This window comes from Streptococcus sp. Marseille-Q5112 (assembly GCF_916700555.1).
Lineage (GTDB): Bacteria > Bacillota > Bacilli > Lactobacillales > Streptococcaceae > Streptococcus > Streptococcus symci.
The window spans coordinates 16,056-38,865 of the sequence record NZ_CAKAKP010000005.1 but is presented as its reverse complement, the minus strand read 5'-3'; the positions used below and the strand labels follow the sequence as shown (position 1 = coordinate 38,865).

The 22,810-nt window shown below is 30.2% G+C and carries 21 protein-coding genes and 2 pseudogenes; 18 read left to right on the top strand and 5 right to left on the bottom strand.

Going from position 1 to position 22,810, the window contains the following annotated elements; translation table 11 throughout:
• The first annotated feature begins 372 nt into the window (after positions 1–372).
• The 7 genes from LG372_RS04750 (at position 373) to LG372_RS04720 (ending at position 7,149) form a co-directional block, all read left to right on the top strand.
• Entirely contained in the window at positions 373–762 is a 390-nt protein-coding gene (locus LG372_RS04750) for a hypothetical protein (protein ID WP_153210137.1), read from the top strand.
• A complete protein-coding gene (locus LG372_RS04745) occupies positions 763–1,932 on the top strand; it encodes a DNA cytosine methyltransferase (protein ID WP_153210136.1) in 1,170 nt (389 codons plus the stop codon).
• On the top strand, positions 1,925–3,175 hold the full coding sequence (locus LG372_RS04740) for a hypothetical protein (RefSeq protein WP_225742250.1): 1,251 nt from the start codon (positions 1,925–1,927) through the stop codon (positions 3,173–3,175). The genes LG372_RS04745 and LG372_RS04740 overlap by 8 nt, the downstream gene beginning before the upstream one ends.
• A gap of 170 nt (positions 3,176–3,345) precedes the next feature.
• Entirely contained in the window at positions 3,346–5,067 is a 1,722-nt protein-coding gene (locus LG372_RS04735; RefSeq protein ID WP_225742249.1) for an ATP-dependent nuclease, read from the top strand.
• Positions 5,068–5,134: 67 nt separating this feature from the next.
• On the top strand, positions 5,135–5,512 hold the full coding sequence (locus LG372_RS04730; RefSeq protein ID WP_225742248.1) for a hypothetical protein: 378 nt from the start codon (positions 5,135–5,137) through the stop codon (positions 5,510–5,512).
• A 402-nt stretch (positions 5,513–5,914) separates the two neighbouring features.
• Complete coding sequence (locus tag LG372_RS04725) at positions 5,915–6,208, top strand: hypothetical protein (RefSeq protein ID WP_225742247.1); 294 nt, start codon at positions 5,915–5,917, stop codon at positions 6,206–6,208.
• 65 nt (positions 6,209–6,273) lie between these two features.
• The gene (locus tag LG372_RS04720; protein ID WP_225742246.1) at positions 6,274–7,149 is read left to right on the top strand and encodes a hypothetical protein; all 876 of its coding nucleotides are present in this window, start codon (positions 6,274–6,276) and stop codon (positions 7,147–7,149) included.
• A 393-nt stretch (positions 7,150–7,542) separates the two neighbouring features.
• On the opposite strand, the pseudogene LG372_RS09790 reads toward LG372_RS04720, so the two are convergent.
• Together LG372_RS09790 and LG372_RS04715 are read right to left on the bottom strand one after the other, a co-directional pair.
• Positions 7,543–7,656: pseudogene (locus tag LG372_RS09790) on the bottom strand (site-specific integrase); the annotation flags it as partial.
• A gap of 48 nt (positions 7,657–7,704) precedes the next feature.
• On the bottom strand, positions 7,705–8,001 hold the full coding sequence (locus LG372_RS04715) for a hypothetical protein (RefSeq protein ID WP_004269886.1): 297 nt from the start codon (positions 7,999–8,001) through the stop codon (positions 7,705–7,707).
• Positions 8,002–8,863: 862 nt separating this feature from the next.
• On the opposite strand from LG372_RS04715, the gene LG372_RS04710 reads away from it, so the two are divergent.
• From LG372_RS04710 to LG372_RS04665, 10 genes and pseudogenes are all read left to right on the top strand, one after another.
• Complete coding sequence (locus LG372_RS04710; protein WP_225742245.1) at positions 8,864–9,205, top strand: helix-turn-helix domain-containing protein; 342 nt, start codon at positions 8,864–8,866, stop codon at positions 9,203–9,205.
• Positions 9,205–10,464 (top strand): hypothetical protein, encoded by a 1,260-nt coding sequence (locus LG372_RS04705; RefSeq protein WP_225742244.1) that lies wholly within the window; start codon positions 9,205–9,207, stop codon positions 10,462–10,464. Before LG372_RS04710 ends, LG372_RS04705 begins: the two co-directional genes overlap by 1 nt.
• Positions 10,465–10,816: 352 nt before the next feature.
• Positions 10,817–11,676 (top strand): annotated as a pseudogene (locus LG372_RS04700) (ImmA/IrrE family metallo-endopeptidase).
• A 10-nt stretch (positions 11,677–11,686) separates the two neighbouring features.
• Positions 11,687–12,373, top strand: coding sequence for an XRE family transcriptional regulator (locus LG372_RS04695; protein ID WP_120770595.1), 687 nt, complete (start codon positions 11,687–11,689; stop codon positions 12,371–12,373).
• 1 nt (position 12,374) lies between these two features.
• Positions 12,375–12,584 carry a hypothetical protein gene (locus tag LG372_RS04690; protein ID WP_120770594.1) on the top strand — a complete coding sequence of 70 codons (210 nt, stop codon included), beginning with the start codon at positions 12,375–12,377 and terminating at the stop codon, positions 12,582–12,584.
• On the top strand, positions 12,577–12,870 hold the full coding sequence (locus LG372_RS04685) for a DUF5960 family protein (RefSeq protein ID WP_225742243.1): 294 nt from the start codon (positions 12,577–12,579) through the stop codon (positions 12,868–12,870). Before LG372_RS04690 ends, LG372_RS04685 begins: the two co-directional genes overlap by 8 nt.
• A gap of 143 nt (positions 12,871–13,013) precedes the next feature.
• Positions 13,014–14,078 (top strand): DNA cytosine methyltransferase, encoded by a 1,065-nt coding sequence (locus LG372_RS04680; RefSeq protein WP_225742242.1) that lies wholly within the window; start codon positions 13,014–13,016, stop codon positions 14,076–14,078.
• The gene (locus LG372_RS04675; protein WP_225742241.1) at positions 14,075–15,166 is read left to right on the top strand and encodes a DNA cytosine methyltransferase; all 1,092 of its coding nucleotides are present in this window, start codon (positions 14,075–14,077) and stop codon (positions 15,164–15,166) included. The genes LG372_RS04680 and LG372_RS04675 overlap by 4 nt, the downstream gene beginning before the upstream one ends.
• Entirely contained in the window at positions 15,153–16,613 is a 1,461-nt protein-coding gene (locus tag LG372_RS04670) for a hypothetical protein (RefSeq protein ID WP_225742240.1), read from the top strand. Before LG372_RS04675 ends, LG372_RS04670 begins: the two co-directional genes overlap by 14 nt.
• Positions 16,614–17,065: 452 nt before the next feature.
• Positions 17,066–19,054, top strand: a complete 1,989-nt coding sequence (locus LG372_RS04665; RefSeq protein ID WP_225742239.1) for a hypothetical protein — start codon at positions 17,066–17,068, stop codon at positions 19,052–19,054.
• 737 nt (positions 19,055–19,791) lie between these two features.
• Here LG372_RS04665 and LG372_RS04660 read toward each other — a convergent pair.
• From LG372_RS04660 to LG372_RS04650, 3 genes are read right to left on the bottom strand one after another with little or no spacing between them, the layout of a single operon-like run.
• Complete coding sequence (locus LG372_RS04660) at positions 19,792–20,457, bottom strand: hypothetical protein (protein ID WP_049486648.1); 666 nt, start codon at positions 20,455–20,457, stop codon at positions 19,792–19,794.
• Between the two features lie 58 nt (positions 20,458–20,515).
• Positions 20,516–21,352 carry a VanW family protein gene (locus LG372_RS04655; RefSeq protein ID WP_049486647.1) on the bottom strand — a complete coding sequence of 279 codons (837 nt, stop codon included), beginning with the start codon at positions 21,350–21,352 and terminating at the stop codon, positions 20,516–20,518.
• Complete coding sequence (locus LG372_RS04650) at positions 21,336–21,884, bottom strand: YqeG family HAD IIIA-type phosphatase (RefSeq protein ID WP_049509859.1); 549 nt, start codon at positions 21,882–21,884, stop codon at positions 21,336–21,338. Before LG372_RS04650 ends, LG372_RS04655 begins: the two co-directional genes overlap by 17 nt.
• Before the next feature lie 237 nt (positions 21,885–22,121).
• Here LG372_RS04650 and LG372_RS04645 point away from each other — a divergent pair, with 237 nt between their 5' ends.
• Complete coding sequence (locus LG372_RS04645; RefSeq protein ID WP_225742237.1) at positions 22,122–22,808, top strand: XRE family transcriptional regulator; 687 nt, start codon at positions 22,122–22,124, stop codon at positions 22,806–22,808.
• Positions 22,809–22,810 lie beyond the last annotated feature (2 nt).

Sequence of the window (22,810 nt, the reverse complement as noted above, 5' to 3'; positions counted from 1 at the left end):
AAAATATTTGTACACACAAATGACAGTCAAATTGATTTTTGGGATTATTTTATCGAGAAGGAAAGATTTATCATAATATGACTTTGCGAGCTCAGAGTCTGTATACACACACTCCCAAAACCATCCCAAAATTTGTATACACAAAGTGTATGTACTTTTTGGGATGATTTGAATTTTGGGGAATCCCCAAACCCATTTTTTAAGAGTTGGAGAGTTATATAAGTCTTATTTATAGTTTAATTTACAATGAGAATATGCACAAAGATTTTTTGTTACAAGTAACAACGTATAGACATTGTTTATTAATCGTAATTTATTGAGAATAGTGATAGAATGATACTGTACTAAATTATTTTAAGAATAGGTAATTGTATGAAAGAAGAGTTTGTAACGAAAAAAATTATTCAAGATCTTGTTAGCAACGGATTTGAAATTAAAGCATTTGATTATCCTCAGTCAGGAACTGGTGTGTTATTGTCACCTGAACATAGGAATTTTCCAAAATTAAACTTAGATATAATTGCGCTGCGGGATAAAGATTTATGGATTTTTGAAAATAAGGATAGATACTATCCAAAAGATTTTGAAAAATTAGATTTTTTGAAGAAGAATTTGAATGAGTATGAAAAATCTTTTAAAATTAAATTGGATTTGAATTTGAACGTCCTAGAATTAAAGACATTTATTGGAATACCAAAAGAAGAAAAGATAAAAATTAAAGATAACTATAAAAAATTAGTAGATGATGTATGGGGGGTATAAATGATTTCCAAAGAAAAAGTTAAAAGTTTTACTGAAAAGAGTAGTTATTACTGGGATAAAGATCCTAAATTAAATAAAAAAAGTAATAGAGAAGCACAAGAGAAATATACTTTAGTTGATATTTGTTGTGGTGCAGGAGGCTTATCAAAAGGGTTGACTGATACAGGGATGATTACACCTATTTTAGGTGTTGATATTTTTACTGAAGCTTTAAAAACATACGAGTTAAATAATCCCTATACCTCCACTATCTTAGGAGATGTAAGAAAAATTACGAATGAGTTATACGGTGAAGCAATAGATAATCTTAACGTTGATATAGTTGCTGCAGGAGTTCCTTGCCAAGGATTTTCGTTAGCTAATTTAAAAAGGAATGTAGAGGATGAGAGAAATTTCCTATTTCTAGAAGTTATCAGATTTATAAATTTGTATAATCCCAAAGTTGTAATAATTGAGAATGTATCAGGAATGAGATCGTTAGGAAATGGAGAATTTGAAATTGCTATAGCTGAAGCACTAGCTTCTTCGGGTAATTTAGGATACAAGGTAAAAAGAGAATTACTTAATGCAGCTGATTATGGTGTTCCACAAATTAGAAAAAGATTAATTTTTGTTGGAATAAGGAATGATATAGAGAATGAATTTCAATTTCCAGAACCTTTGTTTGGAACATTAGAAAATCCTCATAGAACTATTCGTGATGCCATAAGTGACTTGCCTAAATTAGGGAATGATGAGGAGATTACATGTTATGAGAAACCAGCTCAAAATAAATATCAAAGACAAATGAGAGCTAATGTGGCTAATAATTCTCTGAAAAATCATAAGTCCCCTAAACATCCTGAGAGTACAATTGATAGAATAAAGAGAACAATACCTGGTAAACCTATGTATGAAAAGTATAAACAAAGAATTAGATTGTCTTGGGATATCCAAAGTCCAACACAATTAGCCGGTGGAATTAGACCACAGTTTCAATTTGGTCACCCCGATCAAAATAGGGGGTTATCGGTAAGAGAAAGAGCCAGAATTCAAAGCTTCCCAGATGACTTTGTTTTTGTGGGAGGAGTTGTTCAAGGAAGAGTTCAAACTGGTAATGCTGTACCACCATTGTTAGCTTATAATATTGCTAAGGGAATAATAAAAATTTTAGGAGAAAAAAATGGATAAATTTGTTTTATGGGGGAGTACAGACGGTTTTTCTAAATTTATATATAATAATACTTTACTTAGACATGAGAATGTATCTTTTAAGGATTTACCAGAAAGTGATGCGAGCAAACCAAAATCTTTTCATAAGCTACCAACACATATAAAAAATATTCAATATCTTGATTCTCCAGATTTAATTATTGATTTGAACGGGGAACCGATTTTATCGATAGAAATATCTAGGGAAGCTGGTACAGGACATAATGTTTTTCAACGATTTGCAAGGCTTGCTGCAGCAGTTGAGAATAGAGTGCCTACCATTTATATATACCCAGAGGCTACATTAGTTTATAGAAAGAAGCATTCATCTTCAAATTGGGATGAAATTAATCCTCTAATATTCTTTGCGTTAGAAAAATTATCTAATATTTTTCCAGAGGCACCAGCTTTGTTATATTACTATCCTAGTTATTATAGTACTAATCCGACTTCACCCGATATAAATAATGCTAATAAAGGATTAAGAACAAATTCAGATGTTCCTGTTATTGATAATGAGATGGATGAAATGTTTCAATGTGTAAATGAGATTATTCAATTTTTTCAAAATAAGAAGAAGGGAACTTTAATTTCTCAAAATCATGTAAGTAATAGAAAACTATTCATGCAAAAGGAGTATCATAATAAAATACATACTAGGAAATCTTTAAGAACTCCTTTATCTCCGATATCATCTACTATAACGGTTCCATCTAGTGCTGTAATTGACTATATATCCAGAGTTAAAGAAGGAGTTCCAATACAGTCAGAAGGGATGTACTTTGATAATACTATTTGGTCCGAACGGACAGAAACAATAATATATAAAGTTAATGCTCAATTTAGAGGGGATCCTTACCCGGGATGTTTAGCAGCATTAGATTATATGCTAACAAGGACAGGAAAAACATATGAAGATAGAAAAGCAAATCTTGTTTTAGCTTGGGGCGAAGTTATATATAATGAAGTTACTCAGAGACTAGATATTCTTCCTTCAAAAGGACAAACAATTAAAACTCTATTTGAAAAGGTGAAGAACAATGATTTAAAGCAAGATATTTTGACAAAGCAGTACGATGAAATTCCGTTTGAACAATTACCAAGGTATTTTATGCAGCTTAGATTTGGCTCTACGTATAGTAAACCTAAGGAAATTAGAGTTTATAGTTATTTTTCTGATGCGTTGCTATTTCCTGATGGGGCATTATGGAGAGAGGGCTAGATAGTATTTTTATGATAAAGGATACAGTTAATAGTAAGAAACTATTAAAATTATATAGTTGAGTTTATAGTATTAGTTTACTGACTAATGTTTAGAAAGTGGTTATATTTAAAGTTTACACAATAATCAATGTATTTTAGTTTTAAATTTAATTATAGAACGAGGTATTAATGAATCGTATTAAATCATTAAAAATAAAAAATTTTAAGCACATTGGAAATTCTTATGTTGGCTTTGATAGAATAAAAAATTTAAATATATTGGTAGGACAAAATAATATAGGTAAATCAACGTTGTTACAGTCAATAGAAATATTGATGTCAGGAGATGCTATATTTGAAGGAATCACAGAAGAGACTAGAATTAATTTTGGATTTTCCCTAGATGAAGATAGTATAAGAAGTCATTTCCATGAAAATTCTTATGGGGGGGCAATAGATGGTAACCATTGGAAATTTGGAAAGAATTACATTGGGAAATCTATATCATATGAGTTCCAACCTCGCAGGATGCTAGGTAAAGAACAAATAGCATTATTTTCTATTTCAGATATAATGCCAGAGGAATTAAATAGAAATAAGAGGATAGAAAAATTCATAGATTTAGCAGATAGATTTTTGTCTTATAATTTTAGAAGATTAAAAGTAGTTAAATTATCTGCTGACAGAAATTTATTGCCTGAAATACAAAGTAGAAATATAGATGTTTTGGAAGATGGGACGGGAGCAACCAATTTACTGAGACAATATTTGAATGTTCTTAATTTACCAAATGATGTTGTTGAAAATGATATCTTAAATGCTTTAAATCGCATTATGAAGCCCGAGAATCATTTTAAGAGAATTATGTGCCAAGAAATTGGAACTAATGACTATGATGATCCTAAATGGGAAATTTTATTGGTGAATGAAAATGGTAAAATTCCAATTTCTAGTTCTGGTAGTGGTTTAAAGACGGTTTTGTTGGTTTTGATAAAACTATTTTTAGAGACTAGGGGAATTTCAGGTTACAATCTTGAACAATCGGTAAGTGACTTTATATTTATTTTTGAAGAGTTAGAGAACAATTTACACCCAGCAATTCAGAGGAATTTATTTGATTTTCTTTATCAATGGTCAATAGAGAATGATACTTTAATATTTTTAACTACTCATTCTACTGTACCGATAAATATGTTTAGTGGGAAGGCTAATGTAACTCTTACTCATATAAAAAAAGAGAATCAGACTGTAGTGACTAATTCTGCACTTTCATTTATCGAAAATAGTGATATTTTAGTGAATTTAGGTGTTAGAGCAAGTGATATATTACAATCTAATGCTGTTATCTGGGTAGAAGGTCCATCTGATAGATCCTATATAAATCGATGGATTGAATTATACTCAAATGGAGTTCTAAGAGAGAATATACATTATCAAATTTTATTCTATGGGGGAAGACTACTTTCTCATTTAACTGGAAAAGTTAATGATTCGTCTGAATTAATTCAGTTATTTAGGGCTAATGTCAATGCAATTATTGTAATAGATAGTGATAAAACAGATTCAAAAAAACAAATAAATAGGACTAAACAAAGAATAAAACGTGAGTTTGATAACAATCAGGCTATAGTTTGGATAACAAAAGGTAAAGAAATTGAAAACTATTTGTCTAGAAAGATATTCAAAAAGAAATATAAGATAGATAAGCAAATAGGACAATATGAAAAAATTGATGAATTCTTGAATAATAACAGTAAAAATAAAAAGCAAGGTAATTATTATGTTAGAAATAAGGTATCTGAGTCAATTGAAATTGCTAAGTTAATAGAAAAAGAAGATTTACTAGTTCTAGATTTGGAAAAACAAATTTATAATGTAATTAATAAAATAAAGTTATGGAATGGTTTATAGAAGATAGAAGTGAATAATAAATTTTTTAATAAAATTAAAAATGGAAATAAAGTCAATACTACAAGATATGATTGAAATAAAGGAAATGAATGAATTTTTTGAAAAAAAACAAAATAAATTAGAATTTAATTATAGTCATGAAGGAGAATATTATAAATTTAAAAATAGAGTTTCTGAATTTAAAAATAAAACAGTACCATTCTTTTTAGACGATCCAATAGTTTGGAAACTCTACCTCAGTAAGAATCCTTCCGAAGATTACTTTGATAAGGCACTTGATAATTATGAATTACAAAAGGGTAAAAAAGTAGAGGGTAAAGATAGGGGACATTTTATTCCAAAATGTTTTAAAGAATATTTAGTTCCTTTAGAAGAAAATACTCAAAATCAAGAAAAATTGAAAAAAATAGAGAATTTTTTAGCAAAGGTAACAAAAGAAATATAACCCCTCAAGATCCAAAAGCAAACCGAAATTCCAAAGCTTTTGTTGGGCAGTTACATTTTGAACAGATAGTTAAAAATTTTTTAGATGATAAGGGAAATTCTGATAGAGAAGTTTATTATGAAATTGAAGAGTATAGAAAAGAATCACTAATTTTAGGGCGTAGAATTTATATTAACTTAAAAAATAAAAGCGATTCAAATGAAAAGATAATTCATGCGTTTATTCCTGAGGAACGGAGAAAAGGTTAGAGAGTATTTAAAATATAATATATCAAAATATTAGAGTTCTCTCTTATATTTAACTACTTATTAAATAGCAGTTTTATCTTACAAAATATTTTTCGTTCTACATATATATCTTAAAAAGGAGATAATATTTTGAGAAATATAACAGACAGACAGGATGATTTTAAGTTCAACACTTGGGGAGTTGGCCTATTTATTACTTTTATATTTTTTTCCTATTATAGTTAAAACGGTTAGATACTTCGTTTATTACGGGGCTACAATCCCTCCAGAACCTTTGAAGTTAGTATTCAATGTTTTGGTTGAAAATTTTGCTTTTTATGCGACTGCATTAACTATTTCTTTCACGGTATATGTATTTGTTAGTAATGAAAGAAATAGATACAATGATGAACGAAATGAACGTGAAAAAGAACGTAAAAGAAATGAAAAAGAAAAGAGAAAGAATTAGAACAATACAAAGATCATTATAGACCTAGTTTTGTGGTTAACGATACTAAAGGTATAATTTTGATAATGCGAGAAGATAATTTATATATAGAGAATATAAAGTATTATGATTCTAGTGATATTACGAAAAATTATATTAGTATTGTATCTTTAAAGTCAGGAGAAGTTGTTTCTAAAAATATACCAGATTCATTTTATATTACTGCTACAACAATAATTGGTGAGGAAATTCTTTTTGGGTATCTAAATGGAGGCATAAAGATTTATAAATACCTAAAATCGAACGGAAATGCATTATTTCCTGGCATTGGAAATTATAGTTATATATCAGCATCTAAAGAATGGGGAGACTACAACAATATTAGTTCGCAGATTGATTCGATGTTATCTGAAATTTTCTTTTTTAATACATATGAAATTAGAGAAAAGATTTTTTTGAATTCAAATAAAGTTAAATTCATTGTAGACTCAATGAATTTCAATAAGCTTTTACATAATTTGTTCATGTTTTTTGAATCTGAAATTGAAGTAAATTCAGTAGAACTTTCTAGTGTCTATTCAATATTGCTATCTGTGTTAAATACTTTAAAATATAACACAGATTGTTTTGATGAAATTAAAAAATCTGATTTTGATATAAACTATATATTAGCTAAAGAGTCTTATATAATCAACAGTCTACCAACAGCAATTGCTTATTTTAATTTATTAGATGATATTAATGATTTTTTTATGATAGATTTTATTGATTATATACAAAGAAATCTACTTCTATTAAGAACTGGAAAACAGATTGACGAATCTACTGAAAAATTTGTTTTAAGAGCTATTATAGGTGTTCTAATTGAGATTTTTGATAAAACAAGTATACCTAGTTTAGGAAATATTCCTTTCATTGTTTTAAAAGCTAGTATCTTTAATAATATTCACTTAAAAAAATAGTGTAGATATTGCTTTAGGGGTATCAATAATTTTTTGTAAATACCAACTTGAAATTTAGTTTAATAACTAAAAAAGCAGTCGATTTCTCAACTACATAAGCTCCGAAAACTAAAAAGTGATAACCCTTTGATAACCTTTTGATTTTTAAAAGGGTTATATATGTAAATATTGAGGATTTATCTCTCAAAATTACTTAACTTTAGTGATAATTTACCATAAATATCATGATGTAGAAAAAACCAGGTCTTAAGAAAGCTCGTAAAGCATCACAATTCTCAAAACGTTAATCAATACGATTATATCAACGTTTCAAAGCACTCAAGAGTTTACCTCATGGGTGCTTTTTTCGTGTTTTTTTAAAAAGTTTACCTCAAAGTTCACCTTATTTTTACCTTATTGTTTTAGAGACTTTAAAGCAAATTCACCAACTGCTATAGGAACTACATTCGAAGTATTGACATAAATCTGAGTTGTACTTGTATCGCTATGTGTCGATGCTTTATAGATTCCATAGTTTAATCCAGTTTTAGCTATTTTATTTTCTCCTTTATTTTGTTATTTTTTGAGTACTAGCTTCTCAGCAAAAACGTTGAGTGCAGGTGCGGCAGAATTTCCATTCAGTGAAGTATCCGATAAGAAAATAGGATTAACTGCTTCAACAAGAGCATCTTCTGGAAAGACTGTTGTAGAAGCCGGTGTAATAACGTGGAAGGCACCATGAGTTTCACTATTTAAAATATGTCTTTGGTACTTTCCTTCCTTACCAAAGACATAACGTGGTGCATTTCCTAATTTTTCATAGTAAGCTAGGCCAATAAATTCTGGTTTCATTTTTAAAGTTTCTGGTATCATATGTTGTTTCCTTTCTGAGTGTAAAATAAAAAGAGTTAAGCTAGTTGCTTCACTCTTGAGTAGTAATGAGTAAAAAGTTTTCGTTTGAACATTCTGGTATAAAATTGTACTTCACCTTGAGCAAAGCCAGTAAGCAGTGATTGGTTGGCAAGTTTATCTAAAGCCTTTTGGGCTTGATGATAGAGTTGTCCCTGGAGTTGTTCGGATGTAGAAAACATATCATAGGTGAATATGTAATTATTGTAGAGTCGTTCACATTGTTGTGCGAAAAAAGCTAGACATAGTGTTCTCCTTTATTGTAAAACTAAAAAGCTACTAAGAAAATGGACTTAGTAGCTAGAGTAAATCTATCTAGTAAATTAGATAGACAGCAGTAGAAAAAAGTTATTTGGTTGAAGGATTCTTCCTTCACGGTGGCAACGTTTAGCAAGGTGCATTGTATCAATTACCATCGCTTGCCCAGCCAATCTCATCAGGTAGTCGTTGTCATACCATTAAGATTCTCTTACTCCCTTTGGCGAAGCCAGTTCACTTTACTATTCGGAAAAGTGCGAAAGTCCGAAATGCGTGGAAGCCCACAAAAATGTTTTATATCTTCACATCAACCATTTAGGGACTTGACTTTTCTTGCCAAAACAATTACAATAAAGGTACGAAGTTTATGTGTTGTTCTGATGATTAGTCATCTGGTTGTCAGACGCACTTTTTATTTAATTGTCAAAGATCGGGATTTAGCCTTGAAAATAAGGCTATTATTTTCGATTGCTATACAACTATTAGTTGTTGACTACATTATACAACCATGAGCTGTTAAAGTCAACAACTTTCTGCAAAAATTTAAAATAATTTTTTGAGGTCACATATGGAATTCGCAGAACGCTTGAAAACACTAAGGAAACAAGTAAAGCTAACTCAAACCCAAATAGCTGAAAAACTAGATATTTCCCAACAAGCATATGCTTCATGGGAACGTGGAGTAAAAAAACCAACACAGGAAAATCTCGTTAAAATTGCACAAGTTTTGAATGTTTCAGTTGACTATTTAGTTGGGAACTCAGTAGAAAAATCAGATGAATTAGATAATATTGAACTGCTTTTCCGTATGAACTCAAAAGGACTGACCGAAGAAGAAAAAGAAATTTTTAAAAAGGAATTGATTGAGTTTATGGAGAAACGAAAAAAATTGTTTATCGGAGAAGAGTAATGGATATTTTTAAAATCCCAGGATTCATAGTTGCAGTTTTAACGTTATATGCAACACTTAAGAGTGGAAAGAATAATATACAACGAAATTTACTTATTACAGTGCTTAAGATGATATTAGAAAGTATATTTCTGGTTTTATTTTTTTTAACTTTAATTTATTTTATTAGTAATGATTTTAAAGCTTATAAATCGTTTACAGAATTTATTTTTCATTTTGCTATAATTTCCTCTCCTATAGTTTTTTTAAGTATCGTTGTAGTACAATTATTATTTCCAATATTTGAAAGAACTAAGTTTTCTATAAAAAAATATGGGGAAGGTGTTTCAGTTGAGTCTAACTCATGGTATGATAATGATTTTTATATTGAGATATTGTACTTTGTTAAAGAAATTAAGCATGTATTTAAATATTATATTTTAATCTATATCTTCAGACTTTTATTAGTTTCATCGATAGCAATGATTTTTTTAGTATTTTTTCAAAGTTTTCAAAATTACAATGAAAATAATCTAAACTATCCTTATATAGCTAATGAAAAAATTTTTATTAAAAATACTGAACCGATAGAAAAGACTTTTGTTAAGGATGGTAAACTTCAAAAAGAATTTCTACCTAAAGGGACTATATTTTCAATTAGTAAGGGGTCTCGCTTTTTCCTTGATAGCTTTCAAGTAACAGAAGAAGTTAATGATGTGGAAGATGAAATTCGTGATGAGGTTTATGGCTTAATGGTCAATGATAGAATTCTTGTAAGCGAGGATACTAAAATATATTACGAGGGGGAATTGGATCACATAATTTTTCTTAGAAATTATGAAGGGAAGATAAGTAATTACAATACAGTAAAAACAGTTCCTGGGGAAACATATTTTAAAAAAGGGTCAAGGATGGTGTTTAGAGTCACTTCAAGCCCCAATGAGAGTACTAAAAGTTACTATAAGTTTATTGTTGAATCATCAACTGAAAATAATCTTCAGGAGAGATTCCTAGAGAATTGGACTATTTTAATCAGTGTTGTTGTTTTAATTAGTGTATTTATATTACTTTTTTTATTGCCAAAATATCTTTATTTATCTGTTTTGGGACTGATCACCTTTGTTGAAATACTATTTATTTTTATTAATTTAATAAAAATAAATTTATTATGGCTTATAGTGTCAGTTACCTTTTTAATTATTTCTTGTATTGAAATATTTTTTTATGCAACTTTTTTGAACAAAAACATCATAATTAATCGGATAAAATCTTGGAGTTAATTAGCGTAAAGATTAATAAACATGGAACTGAAGTTTTATTCGATAGGGGAACCAAAAATTAATTGATATTGCTATTACAGATAAATTAGACTTTTATAACGAAAAGTTTAAATACTTTGTCAATGGACAAGAACAAAAAGAAGAACTAAGAGTAATCGTCAGTAATTCAGTAAAATTTATACTGTTTTTATATTTTAGAAAATACAATATAATTGTTCAATGTATAAGATTTCTAATAAAGTTCTTCTTTAAAAAATAATTAAAAAGTGGACAATCGTCCACTTTTTTTGTATAATAAACTCAACCAAAAAGGTTTAGTTAGTGTGTGGCGTACGAAAGGAGATATTATTCGTTGGATGAATTTTATACTAGAGTAAGTAATGTTACAAAACAAAAGCTCTATCAGTTCATAAAAGATCATAATATCCCCCTACTGGATTATCATTTTAGGGATTTTTTCATTATTATATTAAAGAAAACAAAATTCAGGTTATGAGTCATCATTTTACAAATCGTAAGATTGAAGGATTGACAATAATTGACCAAGATGGAATAAGCTTTTCCTATGAAAGAGATAATCCAAAAGTTAAGCAGAATTTTACTCTTTGTCATGAACTAGGCCATTTTATTCTTAACCATAGTGGTACGTGCTTTACTGAATCTGTATATAATCAGGAAAATGTATTAGAAAGAGAGGCGAATATCTTTTTAGCTGTTGTATTGATGCCCGATATTGTGCTATTGTCTAAAATTTATTACAGTTGTGAAAGCTTCCAAAAAGTACAAAATAGCCTAGAAGTTTCAAAGCAAGCCTTGTATTTTCGTTTATTGGATCTCTTGCGTGAGTATTTCCCTAATAAAGAAGGTCAAATTAAATCGGCTATTGAAGACTATATCCAGAGAAACAATGCTTCAATTCATAATTTTTTTCATAATATTAAAGAAAAAATAATTGCAGAATTTAATCAATATGGACCTCCTTTGATGAATCAGATTCGAAATCGAATTGATGAAAAGGGATTTGTTTCTAGTCAAGAGGTACCAGAGTTACTTCATCAAGAAAATTGGGCTAATTTAAAAGAAAATATTAAACATTTGAAAATTTGGCTAGTATATAATAAGGGCAAACAAATAGCATATGCTTGGGATAGTTTGAAGTTATCAGATGAACAAGCAAGGAAAAAAGCTGAATTACAATTATTATTAATGTGAGGTGAATTTAATGTATCAACCAGAAAAACTTAAAGCTCGTAGAAAAGAGCTTGGCATGACTCAAAAAGAAATTTCAGACCAATTAGGTATAACGTTTCAAGCTTACTCAGCTTGGGAGCGTGGAATAAAAGAACCATCGAAAGAAAAGGTCTCTCAATTAGAAAAGATTCTGAATGTTTCAGTAGGATATTTTACCGAGATTGAAATAGTACAGATATATAATAGTCTTTCAAATAACGGAAAAGAAAAAGTAGTAGCTTATGCTCACGACTTGTTGGAAGAAGAGAAAAGTAAAAAAGTGACATATATTTCAGAAAAACTTTTTGAATATCATGTTTACGAAAGAATGTCTGCAGGTATTGGTGCTTCTGTTTATGGTGACCGTAATTTTGATACAGTCTATTTTAATGAGGAGTTGGCTCATGATTTTGCTTCTTGGGTATCAGGTGATTCAATGGAACCAAAATACCATAATGGATCTGTAGCACTGATTCGAGAGACTGGTTTTGATTATGATGGAGCTGTGTACGCAGTTGTATGGAACAATCAAACCTATATTAAAAGAGTCTATCGCGAAGAAGAAGGGTTACGCTTAGTTTCGATTAATCCTAAATACAAAGATATTTACCTCTCCTATGATGAGGATCCACGGGTTGTAGGAATCATTGTTGGGAATTTTGTACCTATGGAGGGTTAGGTTGTGGGATATTTTGATTACCCAGTTGTATGTTGGCAGACTGACAGGAATATTTGAAGTCAAATCCGACAAGAGAAAAGAGCGATATACAGGGCAAGTGACTGAAATAAGTCCGTCTAAAATCACAATAAAAACAGCTGATAAGTACCAGTTACTACAAGTAGCTGACATTTTGGGCATCAGTTTAATGGAGGAATTGACAGATGAGTAGGAGAGAAATTTATAAGGATAAATTACAGTTTGACTATTTCTCGGATTCCTATATTAATTTTGAAGAAGACTTCTATAAGTATTCAGCTATGGATGTACGATTGACATTCCTCACTGATGATATACTAAGAGAAATGGTGATGAGCCATAAGAATTATTTCAAACTCAATAAAGAGAACAGTAAAGACGGACGAGATCACTATTTTTACTTTAAAATTGAAATGAGTGATGAAAGCAAGACGGTTCGGAAGTATCAGTATTTGAGGGTGTTTAGTAGTGCACAATGAAAATTGGTTTTACTTTCTCGGACTGAGTCAATTTAGTCCATCTATGGTATAATGTATAATACGAAAATATTATCAAAAATATACGTTATGGTATAAAAATCAATTTAAAAGAATAAATACCATGTTAACCAATGAGGAGTTTTATGACTGTTTTAAATGCTGTATCACTATTTTCTAGTATAGGAATTGCGGAATATTATTTAAAAGATATTGGAATAAATGTAGTTCTTGCAAATGAGATAGATAGCAAAAGATCTAAAGCACATTTAGATATTTATCCAAGTACTGAAATTATTTCAGGAGACATTACCGATAAAGATATTAGAAAAGATATTATTTTAAAAGCTGATAAATTAAATGTAGAATTATTGATTGCAACTCCACCTTGTCAAGGAGTATCATTAGCTGGCTTAAATAAGAAATCAGAGGACTACCTAAAAGATGCTAGAAATTTCTTAATATTAGAAGCTATAAAGATTTTTGAAGAATTATTACCTAGCTATTTTTTAATTGAAAATGTTCCGAGATTTAAAAAAATGCTGTTTCCAGTGGATGGTGAGTATATAGACTTAGAAGAATTGTTAATTAAAAAATTTGGTAGCAGTTATAATATTAAAGTTGAGGAATTGAACTCTGCTAACTTTTCAGTACCACAAAGTAGAGCCCGAATAGTTTATCGTATATGGAAAAAAGGGCTAAAATGGGACATCGACAACTCTAAAAAAATTGTCACACTAGAAGAAGCTATTGGAGATTTACCTTCTCTTGAATCAGGTGAAGATTCAGGGTTAAAAAATCACTTTGCGAGACTCCATCCAGAGAACCATATTTTAGCTATGAAACATACTCCGACAGGAAAGAGTGCATTTGATAATTTGGAGTACTATCCGAAAAAGAAAACCGGTGAAAAAATCAAGGGATACAATAATACATATAAACGGATGAATTGGGATAGACCTGCACCAACTGTCACAATGAGGAATGAGATTATTTCATCTCAAGAAAATGTTCATCCTGGTAGAGAACTTCCTGATGGTACATGGAGTGATGCTCGAGTCCTAAGTTTGCGAGAATTACTGATTGTATCGTCATTACCAGCGGAGATGGAAATTCCAAAATCTTTAAACGAAAGACAATTTAGAACATTAGTTGGTGAGGGAATACCACCATTGATGATGAAGAGCATATTGGAAGGAGTTGTCGTGTGAGTAAATTTAAAATTTTATCAATGTTTTCTAGTGCTGGTATTTCAGAAACGTACTTTGAGGATATCGGTTTAGAAGTAACAGTAGCAAACGAATTGGTTTCAGAGAGGGCTGACTATTATCGTCGGCTACATCCAAATACAAATATGATTCAGGGTGATATAGTCGACAAAGAAATATATGATAAAGTAATATCCGAATCGAAAAAGTGTGGGGTAAACATGATAATTAGTACCCCACCTTGTCAAGGAATGAGTACTTTAGGAAAAAAACAATATTACAACGATGCTAGAAATGAATTGTTTTGGCATACTTTAAATGCGGTTGAAGATCTTGATCCTGACTTTGTTTTTATTGAAAATGTTCCTAAGTTTTTGAAAATGAAGTTTCAATACTCTAAAATGGATTTAACCTTTGAAGAAATTTTAAATGAAAAGTTTTCAGACAAATATATAGTTGAATCTCAAATTTTAAACGCTAAGGATTACGGAGTACCACAAAGTAGACCAAGAGCAATAATTAAACTCTACAAAAAAAAGTACTTGTGGCCTTGGCCTAAAAAGGAGGACAAAGTAGTTACACTTAGAGATGCAATCTGGGATTTGCCCAGCTTAGAATCTGGAGAAGTGAGTTCTATACAGTGGCATAGAGCGTTGAAAGTCAGCGATATGCACCGTGAGGTAATGTCGCATACCCCTGAAGGGAAAAGTGCTATGACTAATGAAGTGTACTATCCTAAGAAAAAAGACGGAAGCAAAGTTAAAGGTTTTCATAACACTTATAAAAGGATGAAGTGGGATGAACCGTCACCTACTAGGGCTACAAATAACTATATGATAAGCGGACATAATAATGTTCACCCCGGTAGAGAAAGGGAGGATGGAACGTGGTCAGATGCTAGAGCGATGACATTACGTGAAGTTATAATTGTTTCCTCATTACCACTTGATTGGGGTATTCCAGCTACTCTTACAGATAAGGAAGATAAGTTCGTCAGACTTTTAATTGGAGAGTCCATCCCTCCATTATTGAGTAAAAAAATAATTGAGCAAATTTTAATTGCTAATGAGGTGAATTATGAGAAATTATAATCGATCAAGTTTACATGAAAAATGGACATTGATGAAGTATTTCAATGATTTTGAAATGTTGACTCTATATGCAAGTGCTATTCGTTCTAATACATCAATATCTGATTCTGGTATAGAATCTCTAATGACGAAAATGATTGAGGAAGGAAAATATAAACCAAGAGAAAAATTAAGTATTGATACTGGGAAGTTTAAAACCATTCAAGTAGCATGGTACATGTTTGGTTTTTATGAAAAAGGAAGAAAGGCAAACAAAAAGTTTGTTTTTTCACCATTAGGTAATTTATTGTTAGATTTTTTAGGTGATCATGATTCGGTTGCTAAAATATTTACTAGTATGCTTTTTGGAAATCCATTCAGAAATCCTTTTTCACGAATGAGTTCAGAATTTAATATATATCCTTTTCGTCTACTATTTAAGCTACTGCTTGATGATAGATTGAATAGACAACTGTATAATGATGAAATATTTTATTTAGTTATGTTCATGAAAACTTGTACTGACATAGAATACGATTCACTAATAAATGATATTTTAGAATTACGTGATTTAAAAACAGATGATAAATTGTTGTTATTTAAAAAAGACGAAAGTGTATTAGCGAATGCTATCCATGAGTGGCGATACACATCAAAATTGCTTGAAGGTGCGAATGTCTTAGAGATTACTGAAGGAAATAGGATTGGTAGCCTAATTCAAGGGAATAATACAGGATCCCGTGCTTACCGAGCGGATTATGTTAGTTTAAATCCTGCCATTGTTCCATTTGTTGTGGAAATGTTAGACAGTTTTTCATACTCAGAGTTGCCATACACTGAAGAAGAAATACAATCTAAATTTTCGGATGATTATTGGATTTCGTTTTATAACTTCTATCCTAAGCTACTTTTAGATGAACTAGGTATTTCTCATGAAGAAGATAATAAAGAATTACTTGAAATCGTTTCAGGTATTACGACATATTCGATGAATATGAACGACGGAGACCCTGATAGATTTGAAAAAGCATTAGAGTCATCATTCAATTTATTTATTGATGTAGATGCTAAACAAATTGGAGGTCCTAGTAATACTGATGTTGAATGTCTCTATACTTACAATACAGGAATGAAGACTTTTGCTATTGAAGCTAAGTCTACAAGAAATAAGTTAAACTTGGTTAATACTTCACGCTTAAAATCACACAGGATTAAAATTGGTGCAGAGTATACATTATTAGTAACTTCTAACTACACACCTGGAGTAGTATCAGATATACGAAATAATGAAATAGTTTTACTTAAATCATCAATCCTCTCAAACTACTTATATCAGAGTATAAAGTTTAAAGGAAGAGATTTAACATATAAATTTTTAGATGAATTGATAACAAGTAATCTAGGGAAAGATATATCATATGAATTAAAAAATTATATTTTTGATGAGTTTGGTGTAGGTGTGAAATAGATAGCCACTGAAATAAGTAAAAGACGATAGCAAAATGAATTGTTATCGTCTTTGTTATCCATCACTTTAAGATGGTTCAATAATTTCAGTCTAAGAATTCTCAACACTCATCAATACATAACCTTTTAACTGGTTGGGTGTCATCAAGACGAGTTCTTCATAAGAAGGGAGAGGACTAATGATAAATTAAGTCATTCAAAAGTATTATAAAGTAAAATGCGACCTATGATTTAATGAGAAGTCATTACTCTCCGAAAATAATTATTTTTCGGAAACCTAAGTATAATAGTTACACTTTTATGAGTTTGTAGATTTAATTCAAATAACATATGTTTGCTATGATATAATAAAGGTGATGGTTTCTCAGACTTATAAATAGTAGTTTTTGTTTTTCATGAATACTCATTTAATATCAGTAGCAAATAAATAGTTCTTTAGGGGGATAGTAAAGTATGAAGGGTATTTTATTTTATAAATTATTAGCAGCGCTATCATTTTGTTTAAGAGAAATTTCCAAGTTATTTTTCTTTATTCTTGGAATTGTAATACATCCAATTAAAAATATTTCGATTTGGATGATAGTGTTATTATCAGGCTTAATAATGGGAAATATCTCGATTCAATTAACTGGTAAAGACATGTTTTTGATGTCAGCTGGTCTAGTATCAATAATGATATTTATATCAAATTTTCTAGAGAAACAGACAGTTGATATAGATAATAAAGATAATTTCTATTTAGGTTATAATATTAAAAAGTTAAAATTCCATGATAATTTCTGGTTAAAAAGATTTAATGAACTTCCTGTAAGCCTTCTATTTTGGATAATAGCTGGTTTTCCAATAATTGTTATCTGTTCAAAGTTAGAATTCAATATCGAAATATTTAATAAAGTATTTAATAGTATGAATGAAAATATCGAATATATCAAAGTGATTTGGCTTTCTAGCTTTGTAATCGTTTCAACTTATTGTACAGCGCTTTTGATAGAATCAGTAGCATTGTCGAGTAAAACTTTTTCACAAAGTTATTTATATAAGACTACTGATTTATATGAAAAAATAAAAATAGGAAAAGAAATTGAAAATTATTTTAAAAAACAATTTAATAATATTTTTAATTTTAAAGCTATTATTGGATTGGATGATGAATTACGATTAAAAATCGAATTCTTAATCGATTACATTATAAATAGAAGTACGGAAGTTTGTTCAAATGAAGAGGAATTACACAAGTTTTATAGTTTTGCATTTAATTGTGAATTAAAAAAGATAAAAATTTTAAGAAAAAAAATAAAGAAATATAGTGAGACTGAAAAAAAGAAAAGAATAAAGTATAGAATCCATACTTTTTTGCTTAAAAAAACTCTAGATTTTATTTACAGGTATTATATTTTCAAGTGGGATATCTTGGATTATTTAAAGGTAATGCCTACAGAAATTCTAAATCTTGCAATAACAGATTTATGGAAATTGCTTGATATAGAAAATGACTTTTATGAGAGCGAAGATTATCAAGATATATTTTGGCAAATCTGCAATGAAGATATAAAAGGTTTTCGATTGCCGTTTGGAATTCATAAATTAGATCAAGATAATCTAAAAAGAAATTATTGTATTTATAGGATATATTTAGTAATGAGAGAAAGAGTAGAGGATATTAACTTTTTAAATCAGCTGAAAAATCCTAAAGATGTGGTGGGTTTATTGAATGTTTTGAATGAGATTGATAAAAAAGGAGAAAATAGCAAATATTTTTCATCTATTTTTTCAATTCTTTTTTTACAGACTATTGATAGGAAGTATAAGGATAACGATTTTATTAATTCATTCTCAAAAATGATGAGTTATAAATACATGCCAGAATATCTCAAGAATGAACGAGTTAATTGTAGTAAAAATATTTTATTGAGTGGAGAATATAGCGAAGATTTGATGAATGATAATGCTTTAGACTATCTTTTGATGTTTATGAAATTAGAGGATATTATTTTAGTATTGACTTTCTGTTTAGCTTATTCAGAACGATCTGGTAAGGAAGTAATGAAAATTGAAGAATTTAAAATATGGAAAACTTCTATTTATAGTCGAAATTTGATAGGAGATATTGAAAACATAAAATACTCAGAATTTTTATGTAAGTTATGTAATAATTCAAATGTGAATCATTTTATTTTTGAAGGTTTTATTAAATGGATGTGGGATTCAATATTTAAACCATTTGACGAAAATATTTATGAAGAATTTCTGAAGCTGGGAAATGATGGAATCCGACGTAATTTTAGTCTAGATAGATATTTTATTGTTAGATTGCTATTATGTACTTACCCTAATAAGTCAGTATCACTTTTTTATTTTAAAGAAGAAAATAAACAAAAAATTAAAAAGGAGTTAAGTAGTATTAAAGTGATATTGGAAAATGAAAATATCTATTTATTTTAAGGTAATAATGAAGTAAAGTAAACTTATGGAGGAATAGATAGTGAGAGGAGAGATTTGTTATTTGAGATTAATTAATGTATTATAGGATACATATTTCCCTTTTTCAATCAATTATAGTAAAAAAAATTTCAAATTTTTAAGGTATAGTAGTCTTACAAAATGCTTTAATAGAATGATTTTAATTTATAGTGAAATGCTTCTCTCTCAAACCAGGTCTTAAGAAAGCTCGTAAAGCATCACAATTTAGTAAACGTTAATTCGAGAGAATTACTATACTTACAAAGAGCACCTTTCGGGGTGTTCTTTTTGTACTTTCTTACTAAATTGGGGCAATTGACACAGTTGTTGCGACTTTAGTCGCTTACAAATGAGGGCTGCAATCTGACAAAGTCAGTTGCCTCAAAACGTTAATCGAACCGATTATATCAACGTTTACAGACATTCAAGAGTTTTCTCTTGGATGTCTTTTTTTGATAAAAAATCAAGAATTTCCACCATTGATTTTTACAGCAGAAACATGAAATATTTTTAATACATATTTTTAAAAATGCTCGATCTTATTTTTAGTATAAAAGTTATAATATCTTTTGCTGAATATTTACTAAAGTGATAGTCAAAATACAAACTACTCTCAAAAAGTGAGATTAAAAGTCTCACTTTTTGAGAGTAGTTTGTTGATATAAAAGTAAAATTTATTTGATATAGGAGAGCATATTAATTTCAAAGTATACTTTACCTTATTTCTCTATATAATTACAAACATTATTAATCTGTTCGTGAATTTCTGTACCAAATTTTTTTTCAAAAAATGCACTTCCGATTGTAAATGCCCAAGGATTTGTATCAATTACTTCATTCAACCGTTCATAACAATCAATACTTCCGGCCAAACAGACGGGAGCTTGTATGGCTTGAGTAAAAGCATTATTTAGCTCCAAGGGGTCGCCAGTATAACGGTAACCTAGTAAGTCAAAGCCATAGACCCCTTTTTTTAAGTATTCTTTCGCCTGAGAAATCATATTTTCTATAGTACCTTCCAAAATAGATGGACGCTCTTTAATTTCTCCTACGAATGGCATGTACTTTATGTTATTCTCTTTACAAAACTCGTTGATTGAATCAAAGTAGACAGTCCCCATTAAAACATCGCATCCGCATTCTTTTGCAATTCGTGCACCTTGAAGACCATTCTCTTCATCGTATTCCACAACTTCAAGAAAAGTAGTTTTACCGTAAGATTTCATTTCTGAAAATAAAGACTTCATTTCCGAAATTGGAAGCGGTTTTTCTTTAAATCCCCAAAATTCGGCTTTGGTGTTCTTACATGATTCGAAGATTTCTCGTGCATTTTCAATTGTGTGATCATTATGCGTCAGCATAACAATTAATTTAGGTGAGTTCATAAATGTTCCTTTTGATGTTAATTCTAAGTTCTTTTTCTTAAAAATAAAAGTACTTAGGTTACTGTCTAATCATTTCTTTAGGAATGAGTTTCGGATCGTACATGACTTTTGAATGATTTTTCAAAATAAGCTCTTTTTCCAAAGTTTGTTCAGTTATTCTATCAAGTTTTTCACGATAAATCATGGAGTTGCGATAGTAATAATTGCCTTCTTTTTTGAAATGATGATTTTCTTCAACTATCTGATAAGTGAACGGAAATTGTGATTCACTTCTTAATTCCCCGAAGAGAATTTCATTTTCAGTCCATGTTCTCAATTGAATAAGTTGGTCAGTATTATTTTTAAAACGATAGTCCTGATGATTATATTGTACAGAAGTTCCATTCGCAAATGGTTTCCGAGTCCCCTTATCAGGGTCTAATGCATCAGAGTGAGAATGAAATTCTGTAATTTCCATAGGACTATGAACAATTAAAAGATGAAGCAAGTTAGCTAAATTACATAGCCCGCCGCCAATATCAGGTTCTACTTTACCATTAACAATAACTCGCCCTTCCTGGTATCCTTTTTTCTTAGTTGTATTACCAACTAAACTCCAAAAAGAAAATTCTTCTCCTGGATGAATGATAATGTTATTTAGATTTTTACTAGCAATCTGTATGTTGGTAGCTTTTCCTTTTTGAAGATTAATATCAATTCCAGGACCATGTTTTATCAGTTGGGTAGAATATGATGAAACTAAGTTGGGTAATATCTTTTCTTGACGAATCTTAGAGAATTTTTTTCCTTGTTTAAAGTTCTGGATATGTCGTTTTAGATTTTCTTTTTTTAAAGAGATTTTATATGTTGTAGGACTAATTTCACAAAATAATAGATCCTTATTCCAAAAAACCATGTTGTTTCTCCTTTTTGATCACATCTAAATTTTTATTTTTTTGTCTCAAAAATGGGTAAGTATGAAGTATTAATTTTTCAACCCATCGTTTTTTACCAATTCCGCCTTCTTTAGGATCATATAAAAAATCAACTAAGATAGTGGAGATATTTGCACGACTAGCTCCGAGCACATCTGTAAAAAGTTGATCTCCAATCATAACTGTTTCAAATGGTTTTAGCTGCATCATGTCAAGAGCTTTTTTAAAGTTCTTAGGATTTGGTTTGTCAGAAAGAGGAATAAAAGGCACAGATAAGTGTTGATTAAATTCTGATATTCTTTCTTCATCGTTGTTTGATAAAAGAAAAATTTGAAAACCAATGGCTTTGAGATTTTGAAATAGTTCAATAACTTGTTCTGTAGCAGGGGCGCCATGCATCACAAGAGTTTGATCGATATCAAAAATTAATCCTTTAAAACCAAGTTGATATAATCTTTGATAGGGGATATCAAAAACAGTTTTTGCTCGTGCTGCTGGCATGAATGGAAACATATTGTGTAAAGCCTTTCATTGAATATATAACAATAATTCTAGCACATATATAGAACAAGGTCAATACCACTATTAAGTGTGTAGCAGAAATAGATATTCCTAGTAGACAACCGTCCACTTTTTTTATATAATAAAACTAAACCGTATTGGTTGAGTTTTAAAAATATGGATTCAAGCATAGATTAGTCTTTCTAAGGGAGATAATGTCCATTAAAGCATCATAATAGGAGGTGAAGTATGTATCAGCCAGAAAAATTAAAGGCTCGGAGGAAAGAGCTAAAACTGACACAGAGGGAAATTGCAGAGAAACTTGGGATTAGTTTCCAGGCTTACTCAGCTTGGGAACGTGGAATCAAAGAACCGTCTAAGGAGAAGGTGTCCCAGTTAGAGAACATTTTAAAGGTATCCAAAGGATATTTTACTCAGATCGAGATTGTCCGTCTCTACCATAGCCTCTCCAAGCAAGGGCAGGACAAGGTTGTTCTCTATGCTCGCAACCTGGCTCAAGAAGAACAGGCTCAGAAAGTGGCTCCCATGCCAGAGCGCCTCTACGAGTACCGTGTTTATGAACGCATGTCAGCAGGGATTGGGGCTTCGGTCTACGATGATCAGAATTTTGATACGGTTTACTTTAATGAGGAGTTGGCTCATGATTTTGCGTCATGGGTGTCTGGGGACTCCATGGAACCTAAATACCAAAATGGTTCAGTAGCTCTGATTCGAGAGACAGGATTTGACTATGACGGGGCGGTTTATGCAGTGGTTTGTAACAATCAGACCTATATCAAGCGGGTTTATCGTGAGGAAGATGGCTTGCGTCTGGTCTCTATCAATCCTAAATACAAGGATATTTTCATCTCCTATGAGGAAGATCCTCGAATTGTGGGGATTATCGTTGGGAACTTTGTGCCGATGGAGGGCTAGTC